Annotated in this window: 23 protein-coding genes; 10 read left to right on the top strand and 13 right to left on the bottom strand. The window is 63.8% G+C overall.

The window, feature by feature from the left end:
• Positions 1–256: 256 nt before the first annotated feature.
• From rplI to NOF55_RS18180, 6 genes are all read right to left on the bottom strand, one after another.
• Positions 257–838 carry a 50S ribosomal protein L9 gene (gene rplI / locus NOF55_RS18205; protein WP_306412538.1) on the bottom strand — a complete coding sequence of 194 codons (582 nt, stop codon included), beginning with the start codon at positions 836–838 and terminating at the stop codon, positions 257–259.
• 28 nt (positions 839–866) lie between these two features.
• Positions 867–1,832 carry a DUF2232 domain-containing protein gene (locus NOF55_RS18200; protein ID WP_306412537.1) on the bottom strand — a complete coding sequence of 322 codons (966 nt, stop codon included), beginning with the start codon at positions 1,830–1,832 and terminating at the stop codon, positions 867–869.
• A 289-nt stretch (positions 1,833–2,121) separates the two neighbouring features.
• Positions 2,122–2,370 (bottom strand): 30S ribosomal protein S18, encoded by a 249-nt coding sequence (rpsR, locus tag NOF55_RS18195; protein ID WP_306412536.1) that lies wholly within the window; start codon positions 2,368–2,370, stop codon positions 2,122–2,124.
• Positions 2,371–2,395: 25 nt separating this feature from the next.
• Positions 2,396–2,827 carry a 30S ribosomal protein S6 gene (gene rpsF / locus NOF55_RS18190; protein WP_306412535.1) on the bottom strand — a complete coding sequence of 144 codons (432 nt, stop codon included), beginning with the start codon at positions 2,825–2,827 and terminating at the stop codon, positions 2,396–2,398.
• A 314-nt stretch (positions 2,828–3,141) separates the two neighbouring features.
• Positions 3,142–4,278, bottom strand: coding sequence for an acyltransferase family protein (locus NOF55_RS18185; protein WP_306412534.1), 1,137 nt, complete (start codon positions 4,276–4,278; stop codon positions 3,142–3,144).
• 201 nt (positions 4,279–4,479) lie between these two features.
• Positions 4,480–5,523, bottom strand: coding sequence for an aldo/keto reductase (locus NOF55_RS18180; RefSeq protein WP_306412533.1), 1,044 nt, complete (start codon positions 5,521–5,523; stop codon positions 4,480–4,482).
• A gap of 209 nt (positions 5,524–5,732) precedes the next feature.
• On the opposite strand from NOF55_RS18180, the gene fabD reads away from it, so the two are divergent.
• The 8 genes from fabD (at position 5,733) to NOF55_RS18140 (ending at position 13,283) form a co-directional block, all read left to right on the top strand.
• Positions 5,733–6,677, top strand: a complete 945-nt coding sequence (fabD, locus tag NOF55_RS18175; protein ID WP_306412532.1) for an ACP S-malonyltransferase — start codon at positions 5,733–5,735, stop codon at positions 6,675–6,677.
• A 29-nt stretch (positions 6,678–6,706) separates the two neighbouring features.
• A complete protein-coding gene (gene fabG, locus NOF55_RS18170) occupies positions 6,707–7,444 on the top strand; it encodes a 3-oxoacyl-[acyl-carrier-protein] reductase (protein ID WP_306412531.1) in 738 nt (245 codons plus the stop codon).
• Positions 7,445–7,729: 285 nt separating this feature from the next.
• The gene (locus NOF55_RS18165) at positions 7,730–7,966 is read left to right on the top strand and encodes an acyl carrier protein (RefSeq protein WP_003502080.1); all 237 of its coding nucleotides are present in this window, start codon (positions 7,730–7,732) and stop codon (positions 7,964–7,966) included.
• Between the two features lie 206 nt (positions 7,967–8,172).
• Positions 8,173–9,435, top strand: a complete 1,263-nt coding sequence (gene fabF / locus NOF55_RS18160) for a beta-ketoacyl-ACP synthase II (RefSeq protein WP_306412530.1) — start codon at positions 8,173–8,175, stop codon at positions 9,433–9,435.
• Between the two features lie 243 nt (positions 9,436–9,678).
• Entirely contained in the window at positions 9,679–10,863 is a 1,185-nt protein-coding gene (mltG, locus tag NOF55_RS18155) for an endolytic transglycosylase MltG (protein ID WP_306412529.1), read from the top strand.
• A gap of 70 nt (positions 10,864–10,933) precedes the next feature.
• Positions 10,934–11,821: a YicC/YloC family endoribonuclease gene (locus NOF55_RS18150; protein WP_306412528.1), complete on the top strand. Its 888-nt coding sequence runs from the start codon at positions 10,934–10,936 to the stop codon at positions 11,819–11,821.
• Between the two features lie 3 nt (positions 11,822–11,824).
• Positions 11,825–12,487: a guanylate kinase gene (gene gmk, locus NOF55_RS18145; RefSeq protein WP_370868998.1), complete on the top strand. Its 663-nt coding sequence runs from the start codon at positions 11,825–11,827 to the stop codon at positions 12,485–12,487.
• 25 nt (positions 12,488–12,512) lie between these two features.
• Complete coding sequence (locus tag NOF55_RS18140; RefSeq protein ID WP_306412671.1) at positions 12,513–13,283, top strand: aminoglycoside adenylyltransferase family protein; 771 nt, start codon at positions 12,513–12,515, stop codon at positions 13,281–13,283.
• A 14-nt stretch (positions 13,284–13,297) separates the two neighbouring features.
• Here the strand turns inward: NOF55_RS18140 and rsmA are convergent, their stop codons facing one another.
• The 6 genes from rsmA to lptF all read right to left on the bottom strand — a co-directional run bounded on the left by rsmA (position 13,298) and on the right by lptF (position 20,938).
• Positions 13,298–14,131: a 16S rRNA (adenine(1518)-N(6)/adenine(1519)-N(6))-dimethyltransferase RsmA gene (rsmA, locus tag NOF55_RS18135; RefSeq protein WP_306412527.1), complete on the bottom strand. Its 834-nt coding sequence runs from the start codon at positions 14,129–14,131 to the stop codon at positions 13,298–13,300.
• A complete protein-coding gene (gene pdxA / locus NOF55_RS18130) occupies positions 14,131–15,165 on the bottom strand; it encodes a 4-hydroxythreonine-4-phosphate dehydrogenase PdxA (protein WP_306412526.1) in 1,035 nt (344 codons plus the stop codon). Before pdxA ends, rsmA begins: the two co-directional genes overlap by 1 nt.
• Before the next feature lie 21 nt (positions 15,166–15,186).
• Entirely contained in the window at positions 15,187–16,137 is a 951-nt protein-coding gene (locus NOF55_RS18125; RefSeq protein ID WP_306412525.1) for a SurA N-terminal domain-containing protein, read from the bottom strand.
• A gap of 237 nt (positions 16,138–16,374) precedes the next feature.
• On the bottom strand, positions 16,375–18,684 hold the full coding sequence (locus NOF55_RS18120; RefSeq protein WP_370868997.1) for an LPS-assembly protein LptD: 2,310 nt from the start codon (positions 18,682–18,684) through the stop codon (positions 16,375–16,377).
• Positions 18,684–19,766, bottom strand: coding sequence for an LPS export ABC transporter permease LptG (gene lptG, locus NOF55_RS18115; protein ID WP_306412523.1), 1,083 nt, complete (start codon positions 19,764–19,766; stop codon positions 18,684–18,686). The genes NOF55_RS18120 and lptG overlap by 1 nt, the downstream gene beginning before the upstream one ends.
• Positions 19,763–20,938: an LPS export ABC transporter permease LptF gene (gene lptF / locus NOF55_RS18110; protein ID WP_306412522.1), complete on the bottom strand. Its 1,176-nt coding sequence runs from the start codon at positions 20,936–20,938 to the stop codon at positions 19,763–19,765. Before lptF ends, lptG begins: the two co-directional genes overlap by 4 nt.
• 265 nt (positions 20,939–21,203) lie before the next feature.
• Here lptF and NOF55_RS18105 point away from each other — a divergent pair, with 265 nt between their 5' ends.
• Entirely contained in the window at positions 21,204–22,724 is a 1,521-nt protein-coding gene (locus tag NOF55_RS18105) for a leucyl aminopeptidase (RefSeq protein ID WP_306412521.1), read from the top strand.
• A gap of 7 nt (positions 22,725–22,731) precedes the next feature.
• A complete protein-coding gene (locus tag NOF55_RS18100) occupies positions 22,732–23,181 on the top strand; it encodes a DNA polymerase III subunit chi (RefSeq protein WP_306412520.1) in 450 nt (149 codons plus the stop codon).
• 209 nt (positions 23,182–23,390) lie between these two features.
• On the opposite strand, the gene NOF55_RS18095 is transcribed toward NOF55_RS18100, so the two are convergent.
• Positions 23,391–25,472, bottom strand: a complete 2,082-nt coding sequence (locus NOF55_RS18095) for an FIST N-terminal domain-containing protein (RefSeq protein ID WP_306412519.1) — start codon at positions 25,470–25,472, stop codon at positions 23,391–23,393.
• Between the last annotated feature and the right edge of the window lie 83 nt (positions 25,473–25,555).

Here is a 25,555-nt window from a genome sequence, read left to right as displayed (position 1 = left end):
GTCCCGTTATGATCGCCGGATACTAACCCCTGTGGCGGCGCCGACCTATTGGCCGGCGCACCATTCCACAGCGATTCACAGGCAGCGGAAAAATAAATCTCCTGCCTGTTGACGGCGAATCGCCTGACTTTCCATTCTACCAAAAAGAAAACGCCCGGCGGACCGGGCGTTTTGCATATGTGGCGACCACCCTCTTTTGTCACCCTCGGGTCAAGCCCGGGCACGACGGAAGAGCTGATGGCTAAGGGAGCCTTTCTCAGGCTTCTTCCTCTTCGTCCTCGTCCTGGGCGTCCGGGTCGAAGAAGTTTTCCGGCTTCAGGGCGTCTTCGTCGACGCCGTAGATGGCTTCGGCGGAGGTGAGGTCCTCGCCCTTCAGCTGGCGCTCGGCTTCCTCGGCCGAACGGGCGACGTTCAGCTCGACGGTGATTTCGACTTCGGCATGCAGGTGGATCGTCACCTGGTGGATGCCGATGGTCTTGATCGGCTGGTTCAGCTCGACCTGGTTGCGGGCGATGGTGAAGCCTTCGGCAGCGAGGATCTCGGCGACGTCGCGGGCGGCGACCGAACCGTACATCTGGCCGGTTTCGCCGGCGGCGCGGACGACGATGAACGACTTGCCGTCGAGCTTCTCGGCAACCGTCTGGGCTTCCGACTTGCGCTCGAGGTTACGGGCTTCGAGAACGGCGCGGTCGGCTTCGAAGCGCTTCTTGTTGCCTTCGTTGGCGCGCAGCGCCTTGCCGAGCGGCAGCAGGTAGTTGCGGGCGTAGCCGTCGCGAACCTTCACGGTTTCGCCCATCTGGCCGAGCTTGGCGATGCGTTCGAGGAGAATGACTTCCACGGGATTGTCCTTTCGTTGTTCGGATGTCTCAGGATTCGTTGGTATTTTCGGCCCCGGCGGGTGTCAGGGCAAAGGCGCGCCGCGTATCGGCAAGGCCGATCGCGAGAATGATGAAGGCCGGCAGCACCATGACCGACGACAGGTAGGCGAGCACCAGCAGCGGTGTGCGGAAATCCTTGCCGCGGGTGCGATAGTGCAGCGATGCGAAACCGGCGAGCAGGAAACCGGCGCCGAAGGCCCCGGCGACCGTCGCGCCGAGCATGGCGGGCACGCCGCCGAAGAAGGTCAGGCCCACGCCGGCCAGCATGATGAAGACGGCGTTGCGGTGCATGCGCAGCGACGAGGGCATGTCCTCGCGCGGGCGCACGCCCTGGCCGGAGCGGGAAACGATGCGGGTGGCGAAATAATAGGCGGCGAACAGCATGATCAGCCACATGCCGGCCTGCATCATCGGCAACAGCACCAGCATCGATTTCTGCGTGCTGGCCACGACCTCCGCGTCGAAGGCCACACCGTTCGGCTGCTCGGCGAAGGACGTGATCATCGCCTCGACGAGCCTGTTCACGAATTCCGGCCCGAAGCCGATCATGATGCCGAGAATGATCACGGCGGCGCTGACAAGGCCGCACAGGTGCAGCAGGATGTCCGGCAGGGGATACCAGGCGATCCGGTCGTCGGGACCGCCGACTTCCGATGCGGGCCGCGCCAGATTGGCGAGATGGCTGATCCAGGCCGCGGGCACGGTGGTGAACATCGCCATCGTCAGCGCGAACATCGGCGAGACCAGGAGGCTGCCGGCGACCGCCGCGGAAACGACGGCGACGATGGCCGCGCGCACGCCCCAGCCGAGGCCGGCAATCAGGACGGGCAGGGCGGAGGCGGCATAAAGGACGAAGGACAGCGACGAGCGCGCGCCCGCGCCGAACCCCAGAAGGGCGGCGACGACGCCGGCGAGCAAGCCGGTCAGTAGCACTGTCTTGTCAAGTCCGTTCACGTTCGCTGTCCTGCGTCTTCGGCAGTTAGAGGCATGGTCCGGCGATCCGCGCGGTGCCCCAACATGGGTTTTCTGGCTGTTCCGATCCGCGCCCGACGCGGAAGGGAAGGAAGGTCGCCTGCAAAGGCGACCGTTCAATGTATTGGCAAACTCTCTTCTCCGTCACCCTCAGGCCTGACCCGAGAGTCCAAGCAGCGGGTGCGGATGGATGCCCGGGATCAAGCCCGGGCATGACGAAAGAATGCGGTCGAACTTCAAGGCCGCCCGAAGACGGCGCCCGGCATTCGAATCAGGCGACGACGTAGGGCAGCAGGCCGAGGAAGCGGGCGCGCTTGATGGCTCTCGCCAGTTCGCGCTGCTTCTTCTGGGAAACGGCCGTGATGCGGGACGGAACGATCTTGCCGCGCTCGGAAATGTAGCGCTGCAACAGACGGACGTCCTTGTAGTCGATCTTCGGAGCGTTCGCGCCGGAGAAGGGGCAGGTCTTGCGGCGGCGGTGGAACGGGCGGCGAACCGGTGCGGAGGAAACTTCAGCCATTGTCTTAAACTCCTCTTGTCAGGGCTCAGGCGCGGTCTTCGCGCGGACGGCGCGGGCGGTCTTCACGCGGGCCGCGATCTTCGCGGGGGCCACGGTCGGGGCGGTCGCCATCGCGGCGCGGGCGGTCGTCGCGGTCACGCTTCTGGAGCATGGCGGACTGGCCTTCCTCGTGCGCTTCGACGGAAACCGTCAGGTAGCGCAGGATGTCTTCGTTGATGCGCTGCTGGCGCTCGAGTTCCTGGATGGCGGCTGCCGGAGCGTCGAGGTCGAGCAGGGCGTAGTGAGCCTTGCGGTTCTTCTTGATGCGGTAGGTGAGGGACTTCAGGCCCCAGTTCTCGATGCGGCCGACCTTGCCGCCGAAGGATTCGACGACGCCCTTGTACTGCTCGATGAGCGCATCGACCTGCTGGGCGGACATGTCCTGCCGCGCCAGGAATACGTGTTCGTAGAGAGCCATTACAGCTGTGCCTTTCTTGCTTCTGGAAACGCCGGATGTCCGGCATCTGTTCGTAACGGCCCGATTGCGGCGCCAAGCCTCAACGACTGCTCTTGAGGGCCGCAAGGGCCGGGCAAGAAAAGCGTTTTGTCCGAGACGGTCGAGAGCGGAGACACGGGAGGCCGGACCCTTGTGGTCCTGCGGTTCCTCTTTCCGAGAAAAGAAAAACCGGCCCTCCGTTCAGCCACCAGCCGGAAGACCGGGCGTTGCGAACAGCGCGCTTATACGGATTTCTGGCCGAAAGGCAAGGCTTTCCTTGCGATTGCCGGCGTCCCTTACATATTTCGGGCGGGGCTGTCCGCAAGGAGAGGATTGCCGAGCATCCTGCGCATCTGCTTGTCGTCCGGAATGCGTCCGCCCATGAGCAGTTCCAGCAATTTGGGACTGATCTTCCTGAGAACGTAGACCGAAACAATGCCGGTGGCGAGCGACGTCAGCGGTGCGGTAATGAAGAAAATCATATAAACGGGGTCGCCAATCTCGCTTCCGAGCTGGCGCAGGACTTCCCAGACCAGCCCCATCAGGACAAGGTGGGAGCAGAAAACGAAAAAGATGACCGGCTCGTAGCGGAGTACATAGGGCGCCAGGGCTTTCCGGTAGATCACGAGGGAAAGATACCAGAAGCAAAGCGAACCGCCAATGCGCGACACGAGAACCAGGAAATTGAGCATGAGGCTGCCGTTCTGGCTTCGCCACCAGCCGGGGTCGACGATGGCAAAGGCGATCAGCAGGGGGAAAAGCGCGAGAAACGCGATGGGAAAAAGCGTGCCCATATTGTTGTCGATCGCGCGGATCGACAGCGGAGTCTGGGGCAGGGCAAATGCACAGCCTGCCGCGAAGAACAGGGGAATCTGGCTGTTTATGAACAGTACGCTGTCAAAATTCGCGATACTGTTTGAAGTGAGGATGAGCAGCGTTATCCAGACATTGGCTCTCAGCATGAACAGAATGACGGGAAAAAACAGCCCACAGACAAAGATGTCGCGCAAAAAGTAGAGCTGCGACGATGCAGGATAACGGGTCAGCGCCAGAAAACTGTTGAGATAGTAGAGAGCGTCAGCATCCTGAGGAAGTCCGGAATTCGCAACCGTTAGAACAAATTTGATCAGACTCCACAAGACGAGCGGCAATATGAGTGTCTTGAATTTGCCGCGCATCTGCTGCGTCCAGTTCTTTCTCGCGAGCAACGTGACCATCAGATAGCCTGATACGATACTCAGAAGCGGAACACTGGTGCGTCCAATAAAATATCTGATTTCCTGAATGAAAAACTCGAAGCTGAAGATGTTGTTCGTCATTATGTTCGTATTGGGTGGAATATGAACATATATTACAGCAAGAATACAGATGACGCGCGCGATCTTTATTCGCTCTGAAACGTCTTTTTCTATCAGGATCTGATTTGAATTCATATAGTCGGACTCATCCAAGCCGCTCGCAGTTCATGCAACACTATTATGATGCGCTCATGGATGCAACACACGAAAACGCAAGCGTATTATCCCTCTTTTGCCGATGTGTGCGTCTTGCTTGCGGCAAACCCATGCAAGCCTCGGGACTCGCAGCATTTCCGTTTCTCGAGGGAAACGGAAATGCCATCGGTCGATGCCGGGTCAGATCGTCATCGGGTATTCGCGGTGGATTTTGGCGATGCCTTCGAAAATCTCGGGCGACAGGGCGACGTCGGCGGCGGCGATGTTGGTCTTCAACTGCTCCATCGATGTCGCGCCGATGATGGTGGAGGTGTTGAAGGGGCGCGAGAGCACGAAGGCGAGGGAGAGTTGTGCGAGGTCGAGGCCGTGCTGCCGGGCCAGGTCGGAATAGGCTTCGACCGCCGGTTCCTGAAGCGGTTGCAGGCGTCCGCCGAGGTCGCCGTTGATGGCGCCGCGCGAGCCGGCGGGCTTTGCGCCGCCGAGATACTTGCCGGTCAGGAGGCCGGCGGCGAGCGGCGAATAGGGCAGGAGGCCGACATCCTCGTGCCGAGCCACTTCGGCAAGATCGAGGTCGAATGTCCGGTAGAGAAGATTGTATTCGTTCTGGATCGAGGCGACGCGCGGCAGGCCCTTCTCCTCGGCCAGCCGTATATATTGCAGCGTGCCCCAGGCGGTTTCGTTGGAAAGGCCGATATGGCGGATCTTGCCCACCTTCACCGCCTCGCCGAGCGTGGTCAGGGTGATCTCGATATCGAGCCTGGCGCTCTCCTTGTCCTGCTGGTAGGCATCGAAGCTCCAGGCATTGCGGAAATGGTAGTGCGGACGGTTCGGCCAGTGGATCTGGTAGAGGTCGATATAGTCCGTGCGCAGGCGCTTCAGGCTGGCATCGAGCGCCTCGCGGATGCTCGCGGGGTCGAGCGGGCGGCCGCCGCGGATATAGGCGCGGCCCGGACCGGCGACCTTGCTCGCCAGAATGACCTCGCCGCGTTTGCCGCTCTTGCCGAACCAGTTGCCGATGATCGTTTCCGTATCGCCGTAGGTTTCCGGCGAAGCCGGCGTCGTCGGGTAAAGCTCGGCGGTATCGAAGAAGTTCACGCCGTTGGCGACGGCATAGTCCATCTGCCCGAAGGCTTCCGCCTCGCTGTTCTGGCTGCCCCAGGTCATGGTGCCGAGGCAGATTTCGGACACGGAAAGGCCGGTGCGGCCGAGCGGATTGTGCTTCATGGGAAAATGGCTCCGGGAATGCGGATATTTTGCGGTGCCGCAAATTTAATGCGGAATCGCGTTTGTGCAAGGATATCTGCACCAATTTCGCCCGGCAGCGGAAAATGCCTCTTTCGCGGGCTTGTAGATCTTGTCGCGGGCCTTTCTATTGACTTGCACCTCCAGAATGTGAATGGAAAGGAAAAATCAAAGGGAAGGGACGAACCTCGATGAGCGTTGCATTTACATTTCCCGGCCAGGGCAGCCAGGCTGTCGGCATGGGACGTGAGCTGGCCGAAACCTTTGTGGAGGCCCGCGCCGTGTTCGCGGAAGTCGACGAGGCCCTCGGCGAAAAGCTTTCCGATACGATGTGGAACGGCCCGGAGGACAGACTGACCCTGACCGCCAATGCCCAGCCCGCGCTGATGGCCGTATCCATCGCGACGATCCGTGTGCTCGAGGCGCGCGGCCTCGACCTCAAGGCCAAGGTCGCCTTCGTCGCCGGCCACTCGCTCGGCGAATATTCCGCCCTCTGTGCCGCCGGCACCTTTTCCCTGGCCGATACCGCCCGCCTGCTGCGCATTCGCGGCAACGCCATGCAGGCCGCCGTTCCGGTCGGCGAGGGGGCGATGGCCGCGATCATCGGCCTGGAGGCCGATGCGGTCGAGGCCATCTGCGCGGAAGCCTCCGTCCTCGGCGTCGCCCAGATTGCCAATGACAACGGCGGCGGCCAGCTCGTCATTTCCGGCGGCAAGGCTGCCATCGAGAAGGCAGCGGCGCTGGCCTCGGAGAAGGGCGCGAGGCGCGCCCTGATGCTGCCGGTTTCCGCGCCGTTCCATTCGGCCCTGATGGGACCGGCCGCCGAGGCGATGGCCGAAGCGCTTGCCGGGGTCCCGGCCAAGGATCCGGCCGTGCCGCTGGTCGCCAATGTCCGCGCCGCGCCGGTGAGCGACGCCGAGACGATCCTTTCCCTGCTGGTCGAGCAGGTGACGGGCCGCGTGCGCTGGCGCGAGACGGTGGAATGGTTCGGCGAAAACGGCGTGACGACACTTTATGAAATCGGCACCGGCAAGGTGCTGACCGGCCTTGCCAGACGGATCGACAAGCGGGTTTCCGGCGTCGCCGTGAACGCCCCCGCCGATATCGACACAACGATTGCCGCTCTTGCCGGCTGATCTCGGGTTTACAAGGAAGGATTCCACACATGTTCGATTTGACCGGCCGCAAGGCCCTGGTGACGGGCGCAACCGGCGGCATCGGCGAGGAAATCGCCCGCACGCTTCATGCCCGCGGCGCGACCGTCGGCCTGCACGGCACGCGCAGGGAAAAGCTTGAGGCGCTGGCTGCCGAACTCGGCGAGCGCGCGACGATCTTCCCGGCGAACCTGTCGGACCGCGGCGAAGTGAAGGCGCTCGGCCAGACGGCCGAAGCCGAACTCGGCGGCGTCGACATTCTCGTCAACAATGCGGGCATCACGAAGGACGGCCTGTTCGTGCGCATGAGCGACGAGGACTGGGACGCGGTTCTGGAAGTGAACCTGACGGCCGTGTTCCGCCTGACGCGCGAACTGACGCAAGGCATGATGAAGCGCCGCTACGGCCGCATCGTCAACATCACCTCCGTCGTCGGCGTCACCGGCAATCCGGGCCAGGCCAACTACTGCGCCTCCAAGGCCGGCATGATCGGCTTTTCCAAGTCGCTGGCGCAGGAAATCGCCAGCCGCAACGTCACCGTCAACTGCATTGCCCCCGGCTTCATCGAATCGGCGATGACCGGCAAGCTGAACGAAAAGCAGAAGGAAGGCATCCTCGGTTCCATCCCCATGAAGCGGATGGGAACCGGCGCCGAGATCGCCTCCGCGGTTCTCTACCTCGCCTCGCAGGAGGCGAGCTACGTGACGGGCCAGACCCTGCACGTCAACGGCGGCATGGCGATGATCTGATATGAGGTGCGGCTGGGCGGTCGACACCTGTGTCCAACCGCCTTCCGCCTGTGTTCAGGGCGATTTTCAGGCTTTGCGGCGCGCTTAAACCGTGTTAAGCGGGCCAAGACTGAGATCAGTCGCCCCTGATGAAGAGGGAGGGTACGCCCCGATGCTGGCCCTGTTCTTGAAACAGGGTTGAACGGGGAGTACCTGCGAAAAGGACGACTGTTCTTTTCTCGGTTCAACCAGGTTCCGGGTGCGACTGTCATCCGGGGAATGAAGTCAACGGTCGAGGAAACCGACATGAGCGATATCGCAGAACGCGTTAAGAAAATTGTTATTGACCATCTTGGTGTAGACGCCGACAAGGTCGTTGAGGGCGCAAGCTTCATCGACGACCTGGGCGCAGACTCGCTCGACACCGTCGAACTGGTCATGGCCTTCGAAGAAGAGTTCGGCGTTGAAATCCCGGACGATGCCGCGGACTCGATCCTCACGGTCGGTGACGCCGTGAAGTTTATCGAAAAAGCCCAGGCCTGATCCCTTTCAGGCTTGTTTTCGAGTGCGAACCGGCGGGCGGCTCCCGCTTCGCCGTGTTCCTCGAAAAATGCTCCAATCCGTAAAATACGGTCCGCAGGAACGCCCGGCAGGGTGTTTTCCGGACATGAGTGGAAACTGTTTCGCGCGGTGCGCGCCGCAGGGCAAAGCAAGAATAAAGCAGGAATACTGTCGGGAGGTCGCGGACGATGAGACGTGTCGTTATCACCGGTATCGGCATGGTGTCCCCCCTGGGAACCGGCGCTGAGATCACCTGGTCCCGTTTGCTGGCGGGGGTCAATGCGGCCCGTCTCGTCACCGAGTTCGAAGTGGATGATCTGCCGGCGAAGATCGCCTGTCGCATTCCCGTCGGCGACGGCACGGACGGCACGTTCAATGCCGACCAGTGGATGGACCCCAAGGAACAGCGCAAGGTCGATCCCTTCATCCTTTACGGCATGGCCGCCGCCGACATGGCGCTGGACGACGCCGGCTGGCACCCGAAGACGGACGAGGACCAGGTCGCCACGGGCGTGCTGATCGGTTCCGGCATCGGCGGCCTCGAGGGCATTGTCGAGGCGGGCTACACGCTGCGCGACAAGGGCCCCCGGCGCATTTCGCCGTTTTTCATTCCCGGACGCCTGATCAACCTCGTGTCCGGCCACGTTTCCATTCGCCACAAGCTGCGCGGCCCGAACCATTCGGTCGTCACCGCCTGCTCGACGGGCGCGCACGCCATCGGCGATGCCAGCCGCCTGATCGCGTTCGGCGATGCCGACGTCATGGTGGCCGGCGGGGCCGAAAGCCCGGTGTGCCGCATCGCGCTGGCGGGCTTCGCCGCCTGCAAGGCCTTGTCCACGCGGCATAACGACGATCCGCAAAAGGCTTCGCGCCCCTATGACCGCGACCGCGACGGTTTCGTCATGGGCGAGGGCGCCGGCATCGTCGTTCTCGAGGAGCTGGAACATGCGAAGGCCCGTGGCGCGAAGATCTATGCCGAGGTCGTCGGCTACGGCCTCTCGGGCGACGCGTATCACATCACCGCGCCCAGCGAGGACGGCGAGGGCGCCTATCGCTGCATGAGCATGGCGCTGAAGCGCGCCGGCATCACGCCGGCCGATATCGATTACGTCAACGCGCATGGCACCTCCACGATGGCCGACACGATCGAGCTGGGCGCTGTCGAGCGCCTGGTCGGCGATGCGGCTCCGGGCGTGTCCATGTCGTCCACCAAGTCGGCGATCGGCCATCTGCTGGGCGCAGCCGGTGCGGTGGAGGCGATTTTCGCGACGCTGGCGATCCGCGACAATGTCGTGCCGCCGACGCTCAATCTCGACAATCCCGATGTCGAGACAAGGATCGACCTCGTGCCGCATGTCGCGCGCAAGCGCGAGGTCAACATCGCCGTGTCGAATTCCTTCGGCTTCGGCGGCACCAACGCTTCGGTGGTCCTGAGGCGTTACGAAGGCTGACAGCAGGAAGCCGGCGGGTTTTCCCGTCCCGGCTTCCGCATGCCCGGCCGTTCCGCAGGACGGCCGACGTTGTAGCCGGATCGGGCCGCCATTCGACCGGCCGGCCGGGAATCCGGCCCCGCGGGGTCTGCCGTGCAAACCGTTCCGAAGCGGTCTTCTTCGGGATGACGGTTTCGTCCTCGACTAGTTTTCGCCGCATTACTCCATCATCCGTGGAGCGTGCCTAAAAGAAAAGATTCGCCGGTGAACGAAACAAACGACCTGAACAATGACGAGCCGTTCCGGGAGGCGCAGAACGCGCCCAAGGGACCGATCATTCCGAAGTCGCCCAAGGAGGCGCTTCGTCCCGAGCGCGTGCCCGAACCGCCCCGGCGTTCGCGCAAGGCCCGCAGCCAGTTCGTCATTTTCCTGAATTTCGTCATGACGATGATCGTGCTGGGCGCGGCGGTGGCCGTCGGCCTGTTCGTCTATGTCAACAATGCCTTCCGCGAGCCGGGTCCGCTGGCGGTCAATACCCATGTCATCGTCCGGGCCGGTTCCGGCACGACGGAGATCGCCGCCAATCTGGAGCGCAACGGCGTCATCACGGATGCCCGCATCTTCCAGTACATGTCGAAAATCTATCTCGGCAACCGCACCCTGAAGGCGGGCGAATACGAGGTGAAGGCCGGCGCCTCGATGCAGGAGGTCGTGGACCTTCTGGAATCGGGCCGCTCCATCCTCTATTCGATCACCTTTCCCGAAGGCCTGACCGTCGCGCAGATTTTCCGCCGCCTTGCGGACGATCCGATACTCGAAGGCAACCTGCCGGCGGAAACGCCGGCGGAGGGCTCGCTTCGCCCGGATACGTACAAGTTTTCCCGCGGCACGCGGCGCGAGGAGATCGTCAGCCAGATGCTGGCGCAGCAGGCGCGGATCGTGGACCAGATATGGGAGCGCCGCGATCCCGAACTGCCGCTGAAGTCCAAGGAGGAACTGGTCGTTCTCGCCTCCATCGTCGAGAAGGAGACGGGCAAGGCCGACGAGCGTGCCCATGTCGCCTCGGTCTTCTATAACCGTCTGGCCCGGGGCATGCGCCTGCAATCGGACCCGACCGTGCTTTACGGCATTTTCGGCGGCGAGGGCCGTCCGTCCGACCGTCCGATCTATCAGTCGGACCTCGACCGGGAGACGCCCTACAACACCTACAGGATTTCCGCCCTGCCGCCGGGCCCGATCGCCAATCCCGGGCGCGATGCCCTGGAAGCGACCGCCCTGCCGTGGAAGACGAAGGATCTTTACTTCGTTGCCGACGGCACCGGCGGCCATGCCTTCGCCGAGACGCTCGAGGAACACAACGCCAATGTCCGCCGCTGGCGCAGGATCCAGGCAGAGCAGGCCGCCGGCAACACGCCGCCTGCCGCCACGGCTCCGGCGACCTCGCCGTAAAACATAGCGGAATCGGTCGTACCGGGGCGGTGGCCGGCCATCGCCCCGGTCTTTTCATGGAGGGATAGCAATGGCCTTGCGTTCGATGACCGGATTTGCGCGCAGCGAGGGGGAGAGCGGCCGCTACCGTTTCGCCTGGGAACTGCGGGCGGTCAACGGCAAGGGCCTCGACCTGCGCCTTCGCCTGCCGCCGGGCCTCGAACGTCTGGAAGCCGGGCTTCGCCGTCTTGCCGGTGCGGCGCTCGCCCGCGGCAACGTTCAGGCCGGACTGACGGTCGGTGTCGCCGAGAACCGCATCGAGGCGGTCGTCAATCGCGATGCGCTCGATGCCGTTCTGGCGCTGAAGGCCGAGCTCGGCGCCAGCGTCGACCCGGCGCCACTGCGGTTCGACAGCCTGCTCGGCATTCGCGGCCTCATCGACTTCCGTGAGGCCGAGGACGAGCCGGAGATGCTGGCGGACCGCGACGCCGCCATGCTCGACGCGTTTCAGGCCGCTCTCGACGGGCTGAACGGAATGCGCGAGCGGGAAGGGACCGCGCTCGCAACGGTACTCGCCGGCCAGCTCGACCAGATCGCCGCTCTTGCCGACCGTATCGAGGCTGATCCGTCGCGCCAGCCGGCGGAGATCGTCAGGCGGATCGCGGGTCAGGTCGCCCAGCTCATGGAAGCCAATTCCGCGCTCGACCAGGAACGACTGCATGCCGAGGCGGCCCTGCTGGCCACGCGCGCCGACATCCGCGAGGAACTGGACCGGCTCAGGGCCCATTGCGCCGCCGCGCGCGAATTGCTGGCCGCCGGCGGCCCCGTCGGGCGCAAGCTCGATTTTCTTGCACAGGAATTTAACCGGGAATCGAATACGATCTGTTCGAAGTCGAATGCGGTCGCCGTCACGTCGGCCGGAATCGAGTTGAAGGTCGTGATCGACCAGTTCCGGGAACAGGTTCAGAATCTGGAGTAACCGATGAATATGCCGGCCAAGAAGACGACCGAGATCGCCCGCCGCGGTCTCATGCTGGTCATTTCCTCGCCCTCCGGCGCGGGCAAGTCGACGATTTCCCGCGCCCTGATGGAGGCCGATCCGTCGCTCGGCATGTCCGTCAGCGTCACGACGCGGCAGCGCCGCCCGAGCGAGATCGCCGGCCGCCACTATCACTTCATCTCGGTGCGCGAGTTCGAACGCCTGCGCGACAGCGACGCCCTTCTGGAGTGGGCCGAGGTTCACGGCAATTTCTACGGCACGCCGCGCGAGCCCGTCGAGGTCGCTATGGCCGCGGGCCGCGATATGCTGTTCGATATCGACTGGCAGGGCGCTCATCAGCTTCAGGAGAAGATGGCCGCCGACGTCGTCTCGATCTTCGTGCTGCCGCCGACCATGACCGAGCTGCAATCGCGCCTGCACCGCCGTGCCGAGGACACGGAAGAGGTGATCCGCACCCGTCTCATCAATTCCCGTTCGGAAATCGGCCACTGGCGCGAATACGACTACGTCATCGTCAACGAGGACCTCGACACGGCCTTCGACGCCGTCCATTCCGTCGTGAAGGCCGAGCGCCTGCGCCGCGACCGCCGCCACGGCCTGTTCGATTTCGTGCGGCACCTGCTGGAGGAAGAGCCGGAGTTGTGAGGGGGCGACGCCCGGGGTGGAGAGCATGGAGCAATCGGGAATACCCGTCGAGGCGGAGCGGGCGCTGGAGATCCTTCGACGGGTTTTCACGGATTCGCTGCTTGGCGTCTATCTTCACGGCTCCGCTGTCGCTGGTGGCCTGCGTCCGGACAGCGATGTGGACGTTTTGGCGATCATCGGCCGTTCGGCAACCCCTGACGAGCGTGACCGCTTGCTCGGCGCCTTGATGACGGTTTCGGGCCGTCCGGGAAAGGATGCCGGCATGCGTCCTCTGGAAATGCTCGTTTTCCGTCGTGCCGATCTCTTTCCCGTTTCTTATCCGGCGCGGAGTGAATTCCTATACGGAGAGTGGCGCCGGGAAGCTTATGAGGCGGTGGAGGTGCCGGCGCCCGAAACAGACCCGGAATTCACCCTGATACTGGCGCAGGCCCGTCAGAAAGCCCGGTCTCTGCTGGGACCCGATGTCGGTGAAACCCTTCCGGTCATCCCCGAAGCGGATATACGCCGGGCCATCGGCGATGCACTTCCCGCTCTGCTGGCAACGCTGGAGGGCGACGAGCGGAATGTCCTGTTGACCCTTGCGCGCATGTGGCGAACCCTGGAAACGGGAACATTCGTTCCCAAGGATATCGCGGCGGAATGGGCGGAAGCGCGTTTGCCCGCCGAAGCTGCGACGGTCATGGCCGATGCCCGCGCCGCCTATCTGGGGCTGGCGGGCGACGACTGGCGGAAGCGCCGCCAGGTGGTTTTACACGTAGCAGAGGAACTGCGCCGGCGTGTGAAGGACCTTTTATAAGTTCGGCGCCGGCCTCAAACGCAATTTGTCAGCCGCACGAACTCCTCCACCGACAGCGTTTCCGCCCGTCGGGTCGGGTCGATGCCGGCCTTTTCCAGCAAGGTCTCGCCGCCGAGGGATTTGACGCTCTGGCGCAGCATCTTGCGGCGCTGGCCGAAGGCGGCTTCCGTCACCTTTTCGAGTTTCTTCACGTCGCAGGGCAAGGGGTTGTCGCGCGGGGTGAGATGCACCACCGTCGACGTCACCTTGGGCGGCGGGGTGAAGGCCTGCGGCGGCACGTCGAAGGCCATGTGCGCCTCGGTGCGCCAGCCGGCCAGCACGCCGAGGCGGCCGTAGTGGTCGTCCTCTTCGTCCGCGACGATGCGCAGGCCGACTTCCTTCTGGAACATCAGCGTCAGCGACTCCCAGTAGGGCGGCCAGGCGGGAGGCAGCAGCCAGTTAACGAGAAGCTGCGTGCCGACATTGTAGGGCAGGTTGGCAATGATCTTCACCCTGCCGCCGACGCCCTCGGCCAGCGCCGCGAAATCTGCCTTCAGCGCGTCGCCCTCGATCACCTCCAGCCGGCCCGGATAATGCGCGGCGATTTCGGCAAGCGCGGGCAGGCAGCGACTGTCGCGTTCGATGGCGATGAGCTTCTTCGCACCGAGCGAGAGAATGGCGCGCGTCAGCCCGCCGGGGCCGGGGCCGACCTCGATGACGGTGCAGTCTTCGAGCGGCCCCGCGGTGCGGGCGATCTTCTGCGTCAGGTTGAGATCGAGCAGGAAATTCTGGCCGAGCGCCTTGCGGGCGTCGAGCCCGTGGGCGGCAATGACGTCGCGCAGCGGTGGAAGGCCGTCGATGGCGGCCATCAGACGGGAGCCACCCTCGCATGCCCCGCAAGCTGGCTGGCGAGCTTGAGGGCCGTGACGAGGCTCGTCTCGCGGGCGACGCCCTGCCCGGCGATGCCGAAAGCCGTCCCGTGGTCGGGCGAGGTGCGGATGAAGGGCAGGCCGAGCGTGACGTTCACGGTATCGTCGAAGCCGAGCGCCTTTGCCGGGATCAGCGCCTGGTCGTGATACATGCAGACCGCCACATCGTAGCGGGCGCGGGCTTCGTCGTGGAACATGGTGTCGGCGGGCAGGGGGCCGAAGGCGTCGATGCCTTCCGCGCGCAGGCGGCTGATGGCCGGATGGATGATGTCCTGATCCTCCCTGCCGATGGCGCCGCCTTCGCCCGCATGCGGGTTGAGGCCGGACACGGCAAGGCGCGGCGAGGCGATGCCGAAACGCTCGCGCAGATCCTTCGCGGCGATGCGGCAGGTGTCGAAGATCAGTTCTTCGGACAGCTTGTCTGCGACATCCCTGAGCGGAATATGGATCGTCACCGGAACCGCGCGCAGCTTCGGACCGGCCAGCATCATGACCGGCATGACACGCTCGCCGGTGGCGCGGGCGGCGAGATCGGCCAGAAATTCGGTATGGCCGGGAAACTGGAAACCCGCTTCGTAGAGAACGGCCTTGGCGATCGGGCTGGTGACGACGGCGCTTGCCTTGCCGGAGACCGCAAGCTCCACCGCGGTTTCGATCGAGGCGATCGTGCTGCGCGCGGTGCCGATATGGGGCTGGCCGGCGACGACATCGATGCCGGCGGGGAGGGAAAGGACGGGCAAGGCTTCGGCGAAAGCGCCCGTTGCGGCTTCGGCGCCTGTCTCGGCCAGCGGAACCTCAAGGTCGAGAAGCCGTGCGCGGATCGTCAGGACATCCGGATCGCCGACATAGACGAACGGCGGCAGGCCGTATTCCTTCCGCTTGGTCCAAGCCACCAGCGCGAGATCCGGCCCGATGCCGGCGGGGTCTCCCTGGGTCAAGGCGAGCGGGAGAGGGCGCGGGGCGGAACTCGGCATGAAGGTGTCCTTGGGGCGTTCTCAGCGATAGACAATGTGCGCCTTGGAGCGCAGTTCATCGAGGAATTTCTTCTCGTTCGGGCTGGCGTCGGACGAATTGCCGGCATTGGCCAGATCCTCGGCGCGGAACACGATTTCCGCCGCAAGGTCGTCGTTGACCTGACGCTGGCTACAGATCGCGAGGAATTCGGCGCCCCGTTCCGTCACGCGAACACCGGTCGTCTGCCCCTTGGCGTTTTCCACCAGCGGCTTCCACTCCTCAGGAATCTGCTGGAGCATCATGCGGCCGAGTTCGCGCACGGCCACGTCGTGATAGCCCTTGGCGAACTGCTTGGCCTGCTCGCAGGTCGGGAATTTGGAACGCGCGGCCTCTGCCTCGGCCTTACGCTTGGCGGTGATCGCATTGCGCTTGGATTCCGGCACCACGAAGATGATCTGCTGGAGGATGTATTCCGTCGTGACCGGCTTTTCCTTGGATTCCGCCATGCGCTTGACGATTTCCTGGTTCGAGAGCCTGCCGGAATTGCCGTATTTGGCGTTCACGAGGCGCGGCCAACTCATCTGCACGGCGATGAATGCCTTGAAATGCTCGGTGCCGACGCCGGCCTGATTGAGAATCTGCGTCAGTTGCTGCGGCGTCAGCTTGTTGCCCGCGGCAAAGCGGGCGAAGGAGGCATCGACGTCGGCGGTGCTGACGGAGGCGCCGACCCGGGCGATTTCCTGCCGTTTCAGCGTTTCCTCGACCATCTGCTCGCGAGCTATCTTGCGCAGGTCGCCACGCTGGTTCTGCAACCGCAGAAACGCGGCGCGGCGGGAAATGTCGTTGTTGGTGATCGCGGTGCGGCCGACGACGATCTCGACGGCAGAACTGGTTTGCGCACGGGCCGGTGCGGCGGCGAGAGCCGCAGCGCAGAGCGAAGATGCGACAGCACCCGCCATCAGGGCGCGCAAAGCCTTTTTCCCAACAGCCATCGGCATTTCCTTTCCCTCGCGGGGCTCATGCCCCGAACCCTTCGTTCGTCTTCAGAGTGTCGATAAAACAGTCGTGGACCGGCAGGTTCGCCCGCCCGATCCGTTCATACCGTTCCGGCCTTCGGTATTGCGAAGGCCTTTTCTGTATAAATACGCCGGATCAGTTTCACAATCCTTGCGGCGAAACAATGGCCCGCCGCCGGGATTGCGTTCGATGCCCGTTGTTCGGTGCCATTATTATTCAATGAACGTATCGAACGTGTCCGCGCCCAGATCGACATCGCCCAGCGTGCGGAAGCTCAGGCGGGCGCCAACGGTCCAGTCGTTCGCCTTCTCGTTGCTGGCATCGCGCGTCTCGGAAAACGCCATCGAGAAGATCATGCACTCGTCGGTGTAGCTGAAACCGAGACCGCGGCGGGTCAGCACGTCGGAATTGATGTCCCACGTCACCGCCCCGAACAGAGACCAGTTGTCGTTCAGCCGCAGCGACGTGGTGTTCTGGATGACGTCGTTGTCTTTCTTGTCGCCATATTCGGGCTGCGAGTTGATCCGCGTATAGGTCAGGCTGGCCTGCACCGCGCGCGACGTATAGGCGATGGACGTATCGGTGCGGTTCAGGTCGAGATCGTCCTTGTCGAGACGCACGCTGCTGCTGAGCGATATCCCGTTCGGCATGTCGACGCCTGCCATCGCGACATAATCCGAAACGCTGTTTTCCAGGCCGGAATTGGCGCCGGCGTTCACGAGGTCGTCGGTCGCGAACGAGTTCTGGCCGGCAAGCTGGTAGGACTGCCCGGCGATGGCCTTCAGCGTGAAGCCGTTGTCCAGGGAGCCGGTGTAGCGGAAGCCGATATTGGCGCGCGTTCCGCCCTCGATGCGGTCGTAGCCGGAGAACTTGTCGCGTTCGAACAGGTTGGTCGCGTCGAAGACGAAGCTCTGCGCGTCCTCGTTGGGAAGCCCGCCGGCATGGCTTTCGTTCGGGCGCACGAAGACCTGCGCGATCGGCTCGAAGATGTGGCTGCCGTAGCTGCTGGACACGAGAAGCGGATAGCGCGCCTCGAGCCCCGCCGTCAGCATGGTGCGCGCCGTAAAGCCGTCACCCTCGAAATTGCCCGTGTAGCCGGTGGGCGTGTTGACGTCGAGGCCGTGCAGGTCGCCGCGGGCCGCCAGGATCGGCGTCAGCAACAGTCCCTGCGGCGTGGTGTAGGTGCGCTGCCACTCGATCTCGCCGGTCATGCGGGTGTTGACGCCGGACAGCCCGCGATAGCCGTTCTTGCTCAGGGCGGCGTTGATGTCGGCATTGGTGCGCGAGATGTTGGTGAAGTTGAAGTTCGCGGAAAGCTCGCCGCCTGCGACGGCCTCCGGCGCGATATAGCGATAGTCGATGACCGGGGAGACGATCGCCTGGCGCTTTTCCGCATCGTTGTTCGTGTCGGCGTCCTGAACGTCGAAGTAATAGGCGCGGGCGTCGAAGTAGTTGCGGTCGCCCTTGCCGGTCAGATAGGCCTGATTGGTGTGAAAGGTGTCGTTCAGGCCTTCGATGTCATAGGTGCGCGCGAAATTGTTGTCGCTTTGCAGCATGGCGTTCCAGCCGAACGCCCAGCGCGGGTTGAAGTGGAACTCGCCCTTGCTGGCGACGAGGCCGCGCAGATCCTTCTCGGCGTCGCTGGTGTTGCTGGTGAACATCTCGCTGCGCATCTGGTTGATGCCCGCCACGCGCAACGTGTGTTCGCCGTTTTCGAAACGCTGGCGGAACTCGCCTTCCAGCAGCACGCCCTGCGAGGTGTAGCCGGTCGCCGTGAACGTCGCGTCGGCGTGGTTCGAAAACGCCCAGTAATAGGGGACGGAGGCGCCGAAGCCGAGGTTTTCGGTCAGGCTCATGCGCGGGAAGAGGAAGCCGGACTTCCGCTTCACGGTATGGTCGGGCACTTCCATCGCCGGCACGAAGGCGATCGGAACGCCGAAGGCTTCCACGCGCGCCTTTTCGAGACGGATCGTCCGGGTCTTGCCGTTCTGGACCACGCGCTCGGCCTTCACCTGCCACAGCGGCGCGCGTTGCGGATCGGAGGCGCAGGGCAGACAGGCGGTGTAGACGCCGTTGTTCAGCACCATCGTGTCTTCGTCGATGCGCTCGCCGCTTTCGGCGGCCAGACGGGTATTGTCGATGGTTTCCACGCGCAGGCCGTTGAGGAAGCCGCTGGCGAAATTGTCGGTGATGTCGAGGTTGTCGGCATAGATGCGGTTGCCGTCCGGCTCGATCAGTTCGATATGGCCCCTGGCCGACATGCGGCCGGTGCGCTGGTCGTAATCGACGCGCTGGGCCACCATGCTGTAGCCGTTGTAGTGAATCTGGACCGCGCCGGTCGCGGTCACGACCTCCGAATCGCGGTTATAGACGAGTTCGTCGGATGAAAGCTGGAGCTTCTCGTCGGACGACGCATCCTGGGCGAGCGCTGCGCCTGCCGTCAGAAAGCAGGCACACAGGGCAACTCCCGTCATGAGGCGCGCCATACGCGTTCTGATACTCTCGCGGTTACTGACCGCCACTAGCCGTCCTCCTGATGAAGCAGAATCGTCGCGCCGAGGGCCATCGCCACGATGACGGGAATCCAGACCGCGACAACCGGGGGTACGACACCGCTGCTCCCGAATGCTTTGACAAGCACCGTCACGACATAAAGCACGAAGCCGGACAGGATTCCACCCAGAATCACGGAGCGGGATTGGTTCATCCGACTGAATTTCAAGGATACTGTTGCCGCGATCATCGTCATGGCAACCAGAAGGAAAGGAAGGGACAACAAGGAGTGGAACTGGGTCTCCAGCGCGCGCGTGGGGATGCCGTAGCTTCGGGCGATTTCGATTTTTCTCGAAATCTCATAAAAAGCAACGCTTTCCGGCTGCGTCAGCCGCTCCTGTATGTATTCCGGCTTCAGATTCGTTGGCAGCCTGACCTCGTCGAGATGGCGCGGGATCTCGCCCGGGCTCGTTTCGTTGACGTCGTTAAGCAGCCAGTAACCATTTTCCAACTTTGCCGAGGCGGCATCCTGTCTCAGAATGATGCTTCCCGACGGGGAGAAATGGAAAAGCGCGACGTCGATCAGCATCGTTCCCTCTTCGAGGGCCGTCTTGGCACCGATGATGACGTCGCTGTCGCTGGTCATCTGGTGGATCCACGGCAGGAAGGCCGCGCGGCTCGAATCGGTCTTGCGCCAGCCGTTCTCCAGCGTCAGCGACTGATGCTGTCCCCACGAGGACAGGGGATTGAGCACGAGGACCGTCATCAGCCCGACCAGGAACGCGCCGGTCGCGAACGGCGCCATGAATTGCCAGACGGAGATGCCCGCCGCCCGGGTGACGACCAGTTCGTACCGCCGGTTGAGGGCGATCAGTACCGTCATGCCGACGAACAGAACGATGAAGGGGATGGTCTGGATCAGGATCTGCGGCAGGCGCAGCAGCGTCAACACCATCGCGCCGACCGCCGTATAACCTTCCAGGTCGGAGAAGCGGCGGGCCGTCTCGCTGAAGTCGGCAAGAAAGATGATGCCGCTGACGCCGAGAAGGAACCACATGGTGGTCATGGCATAGCGGCGGAAGAAATAGCGTCCGAGAATCGAGAAGATCACGCCGCGCCTCCATTCGGATCGCGGCGGAAGGGCAGGCGCGCCTGAACGGCCTGCCAGAGCGCCGGAAGGCGGTTGCGCAGGAAGGCCGGCAGGCGCGGCTTTCTGCCGCTGGCGATGACGATGGCCGCCGCAAGCCCGCTCAGAAGCGGCACGGCATAGACGGCGGGAATGAACAGCGGCTGCGTTTCCGCCGCATTCGAGGCCGAGAAGGACAGCCAGCGCAGGAAGAAAGCCGCGATGAGCGAGGAGATGAGCGGGTGCAGCCGCGCCTCGCGGTGCGAGCGCGCGTCGCCGGCGATGGCGAAGGCGATCAGCCCGTAGACGAAGGGAAACAGCCAGTCCGTCAGGCGCGAGTGCAACTCGGCCCGATAGGCGCCCGGATTGGCGGCATAGCCCTTGTCGTCGGGATCGGGAGACAGAAGGAACGACAGGGTCTGCTGGCCCGGCGCCTTGACCTGGGGCCCCTCCGACCGCGTCATGTCGGACAGGTCGAAGCCGTAGGAATCGAAGCGGATGATGGAGATCTTGCCGTCGGGCGTTTTGCGGTGAACCTCGCCGTCCTGCATCGTCAGCGACGTGCCGTTGGCGTCGATCGCGCCTTCGCGGGCGTAATAGACGAGGTCGAAATTGGGGTCGCGCTGGTCGACGATGAAGATCCCGCGTAGCACCTTGCCGGAATGACGCTCGGAAATCTGCACGTAGAGGCCGTCCTGGATGGAGCGGAAGTTCTTTTCCTCGATCATCGAGGAGAGAAGATCGGCATAGGCGGCGGCGATCATCTGCCGGGCCGAGGCGCGCGCCTGCGGCTCCACGAAGTTCGACACCGAGAACGAGAACAGGCTGAGCAGCGCGACGAAGACCAGCACCGGCTTCAGGAGCGTGCTGCGCGGCGCCGCCGCGGCGTCGATGACGGCCAGTTCCGAATCGTTGTTCATCGTCGTCAGCGTCTGGGCGATGCCGATGACGGCGGCGAACGGCAGCACGATCGGGATGATCGTCGGCAGGATGAGCGTCGCCAGCGTCATGAAGGAGCCGATCGACTGGCCGGAATCGGTCACGAGGTTGATGCGGCCCAGAACCTGGATCGTCCAGAGAATCGCCAGCACCGGCAGCAGCGCTGCCAGCGTCATCTGGGTGATCCTTTTGAGGATATAGGTTTCGATGAGCTTCATCAGGTACCTGGTGAACGTTCCGTAAAATTCGTGACTATCTAAGCGGTTCGAGCGCGATTGGCGACTCCGCCTATGTTAAAAAATGTGTCCGGCTTCATTTTTCGCCGTCCCGGGCCTGCGCATTTTTCCGATGACGCTTTCGTGCAGGCGCCTCTGTGGCCTTGAAAAATGGCGGGGAAGGGCCGACAAGAAGGAAAGATGCGGGCGGCGGAACGGCCCGTCCTCCCACGCCGGACGTTTCCGGCTTTTCCGATCTGGAGTAACCATGTCCCTGATTTTCGATATTTCATTCGTCCCCTCGGCGGACATTTCCGGCGGTGCCGCCGTTCTGTTGAAGGCGGCGGGCGATGGCCTGCCCGCCGGCGCGGATGCCGCCGATCCGGACGGCGTGGTCGCCCGGGCCGCGTCCGTGGCCTCCTTCAAGGCGAAGGCGAGCGCCACGCTGGATATCCTCGCGCCGAAGGGCTCCGCCGCCGACAGGCTCGTCGTGGTCGGTCTCGGGCCGGTCGCCGGAATCGGGCCGGAAACCTTCCTCAATGCCGGGGGTGCTGCGGTCGCCGCCGTCAAGGGCGCAACCGCCGTGACCGTTTTCCTCGATGCGCCGGGCGTCGAGACGGGGGGCGATGCCGCTGCCGACTTCGCGCTGGGCATGCTGCTGCGCGCCTACAGGTTCGACAGCTTCAAGACCAAGGCGGGCAAGAGCGTGAAGAGTGCGGCCCGCGACGAGGCGGCGGAGGACAAGGAAGCGGACAGCGTGCGCGTGACGATCGTCACCGCCGCCGCCGAAGCCGCGAAGGCCGCCTTTGCCGAACGGCAGGCGATTGCGGGCGGCGTGGTTCTGGCCCGCGATCTCGTCAACCTGCCGCCGAACGTGCTCGGTCCCGTCGAATTTGCGGAAAAGGCCAAAGCGCTCGAGGCGCTCGGCGCCGAGGTCGAGATCCTCACCGAAAAGGAACTCGGCGAGATCGGCATGCGGGCACTGCTCGGCGTCGCGCAGGGGTCGGCGCGCCCGGCCCGCGTCGCCGTCATCCGCTGGAACGGCGGGCAGAAGGATTCGCAGCCGCTTGCCTTCATCGGCAAGGGCGTCGTTTTCGACACCGGCGGCATTTCGCTGAAGCCGGGCCTCAACATGGAGGACATGAAGGGCGACATGGGCGGGGCCGCTGCCGTCGTCGGCCTCCTGCACGTTCTCGCCGCGCGGCAAGCGAAGGTGAATGCCGTCGGTGTGATCGGCCTTGTCGAGAACATGCCCGACGGCAATGCCCAGCGCCCGGGCGACATCGTCACCTCGCTTTCCGGCCAGACCATCGAGATCGTCAACACCGATGCGGAAGGCCGGCTCGTGCTGTGCGATATCCTCTGGTACGCGAAGGACCGCTTCGCGCCGAAGCTGATGGTCGACCTCGCGACGCTGACGGGCGCCATCGGCGTGGCGCTCGGCAGGCATCACGCGGGCCTGTTCTCCAACGACGACGCCCTGTCCGGTGAACTGACGGCGGCCGGCCTTGCCACCGGCGAAAAGCTGTGGCGCCTGCCGATGGGTCCGGAATACGACCGCATCATCGACAGCCGGTTCGCCGACATGAAGAACAGCGGCGGCCGCCATGCCGGCTCTATCACCGCCGCGCAGTTCCTGCGGCGCTTCGTCGGGGATACGCCCTGGGCGCATCTCGACATCGCCATGACGGCGATGGATTCGCTCAAGACCGACATCAGCCAGGGCTGGGCCTCCGGGTTCGGCGTCCGCCTGCTCGACGAGTTCGTCCGCGCCCATCACGAGGCATGAGCATAGCGTGACCGAGGTTCTCTTCTACCACCTGACGGAATCGAAGCTGGACGAGGCCCTGCCGGCGCTGATCGAGAAAAGCCTCGAACGCGACTGGCGCGTCGCCGTGGAGTTCACCGACCCCGAACGCCGCGACGAACTCGACGTGCATCTGTGGACGTATCGTGACGACAGCTTCCTGCCGCACGGCACGGATGACGGCGAGGAGCCGGAACGCCAGCCCGTGCTGCTGACCGTGCTGGCGGACAACATCAACAAGGCCAACATCCGCTTCTTCGTGAACGGCGCGACGCCGAAGGCGCTCGACGGCTACGACCGGGCGATCCTGATGTTCGACGGCTACAACAACGAGGAAGTGGAAGCCGCCCGCAGCGAGTGGAAGCGGCTGAAGGCCGAAGGCCACGCCCTGACCTACTGGCAGCAGACGCCCGAACGCCGCTGGGTGAAGAAGGCCTGAGGAACGGGGCCCTGAAGGTGGCCGGAGAGGGCTGGTACAGGCGCTCGTCAGTCTTTGTATTGCAACCCTCTCCTTCGTCACTCTCGGCCTTGAGCCGAGGGTCCACGCCGCAGGCGGCGCGGTGGATGGTCGGGTCAGGTCCGACCATGACGAAAGAGAGCGATGAGCCGTTTGTCGGCAGTCCGGGGGGACTCTTTCCGCGAGGGCCCTTATCCCTCGATGCGTTTCAGCCGGGTGATGTCCTGCTCGACCTGGCTCATCATCATGGTTTGCTGGCGTGACATTTCCTCCACGGCTCCCATCACCTCGTTGATGCGCGAAAACGACGTGAAGAGATTGCCGAGCTGGTCGGAAATGGCGTTGTAGCCCTGCTGGGCGCTCTGGATCTTGTTTTCGGAATGGGCGATGTGCTGGCCGAGAACCTTCATGGAGTCCTCGACCTTCGCCAGCGATTCCCGGCTCTTGTCCAGCGTCGACTTGGTGTCGGTGGCGAGGCTTCGCACCTCGTTGGCGACGATGGCGAAGGCCTTTCCGGCCTCGCCGGCGCGGGCCGCTTCGATGGTGGCGTTGAGCGAAAGCAGATTGGTCTGCATGGTGATCTTGTCGATCACGCCGACGATGTCGTTCAGCCGCTTCATCATGGTGGCGACGTTCTGGAACTCCGTTTCGAGAACGCCCTTCCGGTCGTCCGTCGAGACGGCCTTGATCCGCTCTTCCATGTCGCCGCGCACGCTTTCGACGCCGGCCCGGACCTCCTCGGTCTGGCTGACCATCTGGTCGAGTTCGGCGGTGAGGTTCGAGGTGCGCTCGATGAAGTCCGTCAGCCGGCCGATGAGCTTCTTGCGCATGCTGTTCATGAGCTGCTGCTGGCTCAGCCGGGTTTCGGTGAAATAGCCTGCGAAGCGCGCATAGTGGATCGGAAACAGGTCGACGAACGGGTCGTGGAAGGCCTGTCCTTCCTCCACCCGGAAGAACACGGCCGCCGTCAGCGTCTGGTTGACGTTGATGCCGAGCAGTTCGCCGAAGGTCGAGAAGCCGGCTGTCGGCACGGTCCACAGCCCGTCGAGTTCGCGCAGTTGCGGTCCGTTGCTCAGGCGCCGCAGGATGCAGTCGCTGAGGAAGGCGCCAACCGGCTGCGGCTTGCCGCGCAGGAAGGCTTCGAGATCGCGCCGGGTCTGGATGTTGAAATCCGTGGCCTTGACCAGATGCAGCTCGTCGCCCGGATTGACGTCGCAGTAGAAGTTGACCGTGCCCGTTTCGGGATCGATGCCCGAGATCGAGCGGACGAAGAGCTGGCCGTTCATCTTCAGCGCGAAGGTGTAGCCTTCGAGGCGCTTCTGGAGGTCGTGGGGCTGGCAGTTCATCATCCGGCAGAGCGCGTCGATCACCGGAACGATTTCGATGGTGTCGACATTGACGACGGATCTGACTTGCCTGATTTCCGCCGTGGCCTCCATGATCACCAGCGATTTGCCGGTTTCGCTGAAGTTCTGGGTCTTGAAAATGCCGAAACGCATGTCCGGCCGCATCTTCACGAAAATGAGGATGGCGTGGTTTTCGAGAATCCGGCCGTTGTCGAACAGGTAGCTTTCGCGGAAATCGAGCTTGCCGCCCGATGAGCCGCCGATGACGATGCAGGGAAACTGCGCCGCCTCGTAGATGGCTTCCATGAAATAGTTCTCGGACGAGGAAAGACCGTCGACGAGCGCGAAGGCCAGCGTGTCGTCCGACCGGATTTCGAAGGGCGGGCGCACGCCCGACAGGTTGCGGGCGATTTCCGCCACCCGCCGCGCCTGCGGCTTCGACGGCCGGCCGGCGCGGATGTCCTCGTTCGCCAGCGGCACGGTGTGAAAGGAAACCGCGTCGAACAGATCGGGGCCGAACACTTGCAGGACGATATTGTCCCAGCTTCCGTCCGCCCGGCAATAAAGCGGGCCGTCGGACGCCGTCCCGGTGGCGCAAAGCTCGCCCGCCGTCGTCGTGGCGATCAGCGGCGCGGAGCCGCACAGGCGCTTTAGCTGTTCCATCGCCCGGCGGAAATCCACATGCGGCGAAACATAGGCGAAGACGAGCCGGGCCGGGCCGGTTTCGAAGAGGAAATCCTCCGCCGCGACGTTCGCCAGCGCGGAATCGGTGCGGATCACCCGCAAGGCGGCATCCGGCGCCGACGCGATGTCCGCGGGTGTTTCATCTGCGTGCGGCGCGAGCGGAACGGCCGCCGCCTCATCGGAAACGGGAAATTCGGCAGCGGCTTGCAGCGGCTGAACGGATGATGTGCGCAAGGAGAGCAAGGGAGGGGACTCCGGTCGGTAGGAATGCCCCGGATAATCCCGCCGTCTGGTTAATGAAGTGGAAAAATGGCCCGGATCGGGGC

The organism is Ectorhizobium quercum, assembly GCF_026552795.1.
In the GTDB taxonomy this organism is placed as follows: domain Bacteria; phylum Pseudomonadota; class Alphaproteobacteria; order Rhizobiales; family Rhizobiaceae; genus Ectorhizobium; species Ectorhizobium quercum.
Note: the sequence above shows the minus strand (reverse complement) of the source record. Positions and strands in the feature narration are given on the sequence as shown.

Coding starts and splice junctions, on each gene's coding strand:
- rpsR (WP_306412536.1), bottom strand. CDS start 2,370: ATGGCTGAAGTTTCCTCCGCACCGGTTCGCCGCCCGTTCCACCGCCGC.
- rpsF (WP_306412535.1), bottom strand. CDS start 2,827: ATGGCTCTCTACGAACACGTATTCCTGGCGCGGCAGGACATGTCCGCC.
- NOF55_RS18185 (WP_306412534.1), bottom strand. CDS start 4,278: ATGAATTCAAATCAGATCCTGATAGAAAAAGACGTTTCAGAGCGAATA.
- NOF55_RS18180 (WP_306412533.1), bottom strand. CDS start 5,523: ATGAAGCACAATCCGCTCGGCCGCACCGGCCTTTCCGTGTCCGAAATC.
- fabD (WP_306412532.1), top strand. CDS start 5,733: ATGAGCGTTGCATTTACATTTCCCGGCCAGGGCAGCCAGGCTGTCGGC.
- fabG (WP_306412531.1), top strand. CDS start 6,707: ATGTTCGATTTGACCGGCCGCAAGGCCCTGGTGACGGGCGCAACCGGC.
- NOF55_RS18165 (WP_003502080.1), top strand. CDS start 7,730: ATGAGCGATATCGCAGAACGCGTTAAGAAAATTGTTATTGACCATCTT.
- fabF (WP_306412530.1), top strand. CDS start 8,173: ATGAGACGTGTCGTTATCACCGGTATCGGCATGGTGTCCCCCCTGGGA.
- NOF55_RS18150 (WP_306412528.1), top strand. CDS start 10,934: ATGGCCTTGCGTTCGATGACCGGATTTGCGCGCAGCGAGGGGGAGAGC.
- gmk (WP_370868998.1), top strand. CDS start 11,825: ATGAATATGCCGGCCAAGAAGACGACCGAGATCGCCCGCCGCGGTCTC.
- NOF55_RS18140 (WP_306412671.1), top strand. CDS start 12,513: ATGGAGCAATCGGGAATACCCGTCGAGGCGGAGCGGGCGCTGGAGATC.
- rsmA (WP_306412527.1), bottom strand. CDS start 14,131: ATGGCCGCCATCGACGGCCTTCCACCGCTGCGCGACGTCATTGCCGCC.
- pdxA (WP_306412526.1), bottom strand. CDS start 15,165: ATGCCGAGTTCCGCCCCGCGCCCTCTCCCGCTCGCCTTGACCCAGGGA.
- NOF55_RS18125 (WP_306412525.1), bottom strand. CDS start 16,137: ATGGCTGTTGGGAAAAAGGCTTTGCGCGCCCTGATGGCGGGTGCTGTC.
- lptF (WP_306412522.1), bottom strand. CDS start 20,938: ATGAAGCTCATCGAAACCTATATCCTCAAAAGGATCACCCAGATGACG.
- NOF55_RS18105 (WP_306412521.1), top strand. CDS start 21,204: ATGTCCCTGATTTTCGATATTTCATTCGTCCCCTCGGCGGACATTTCC.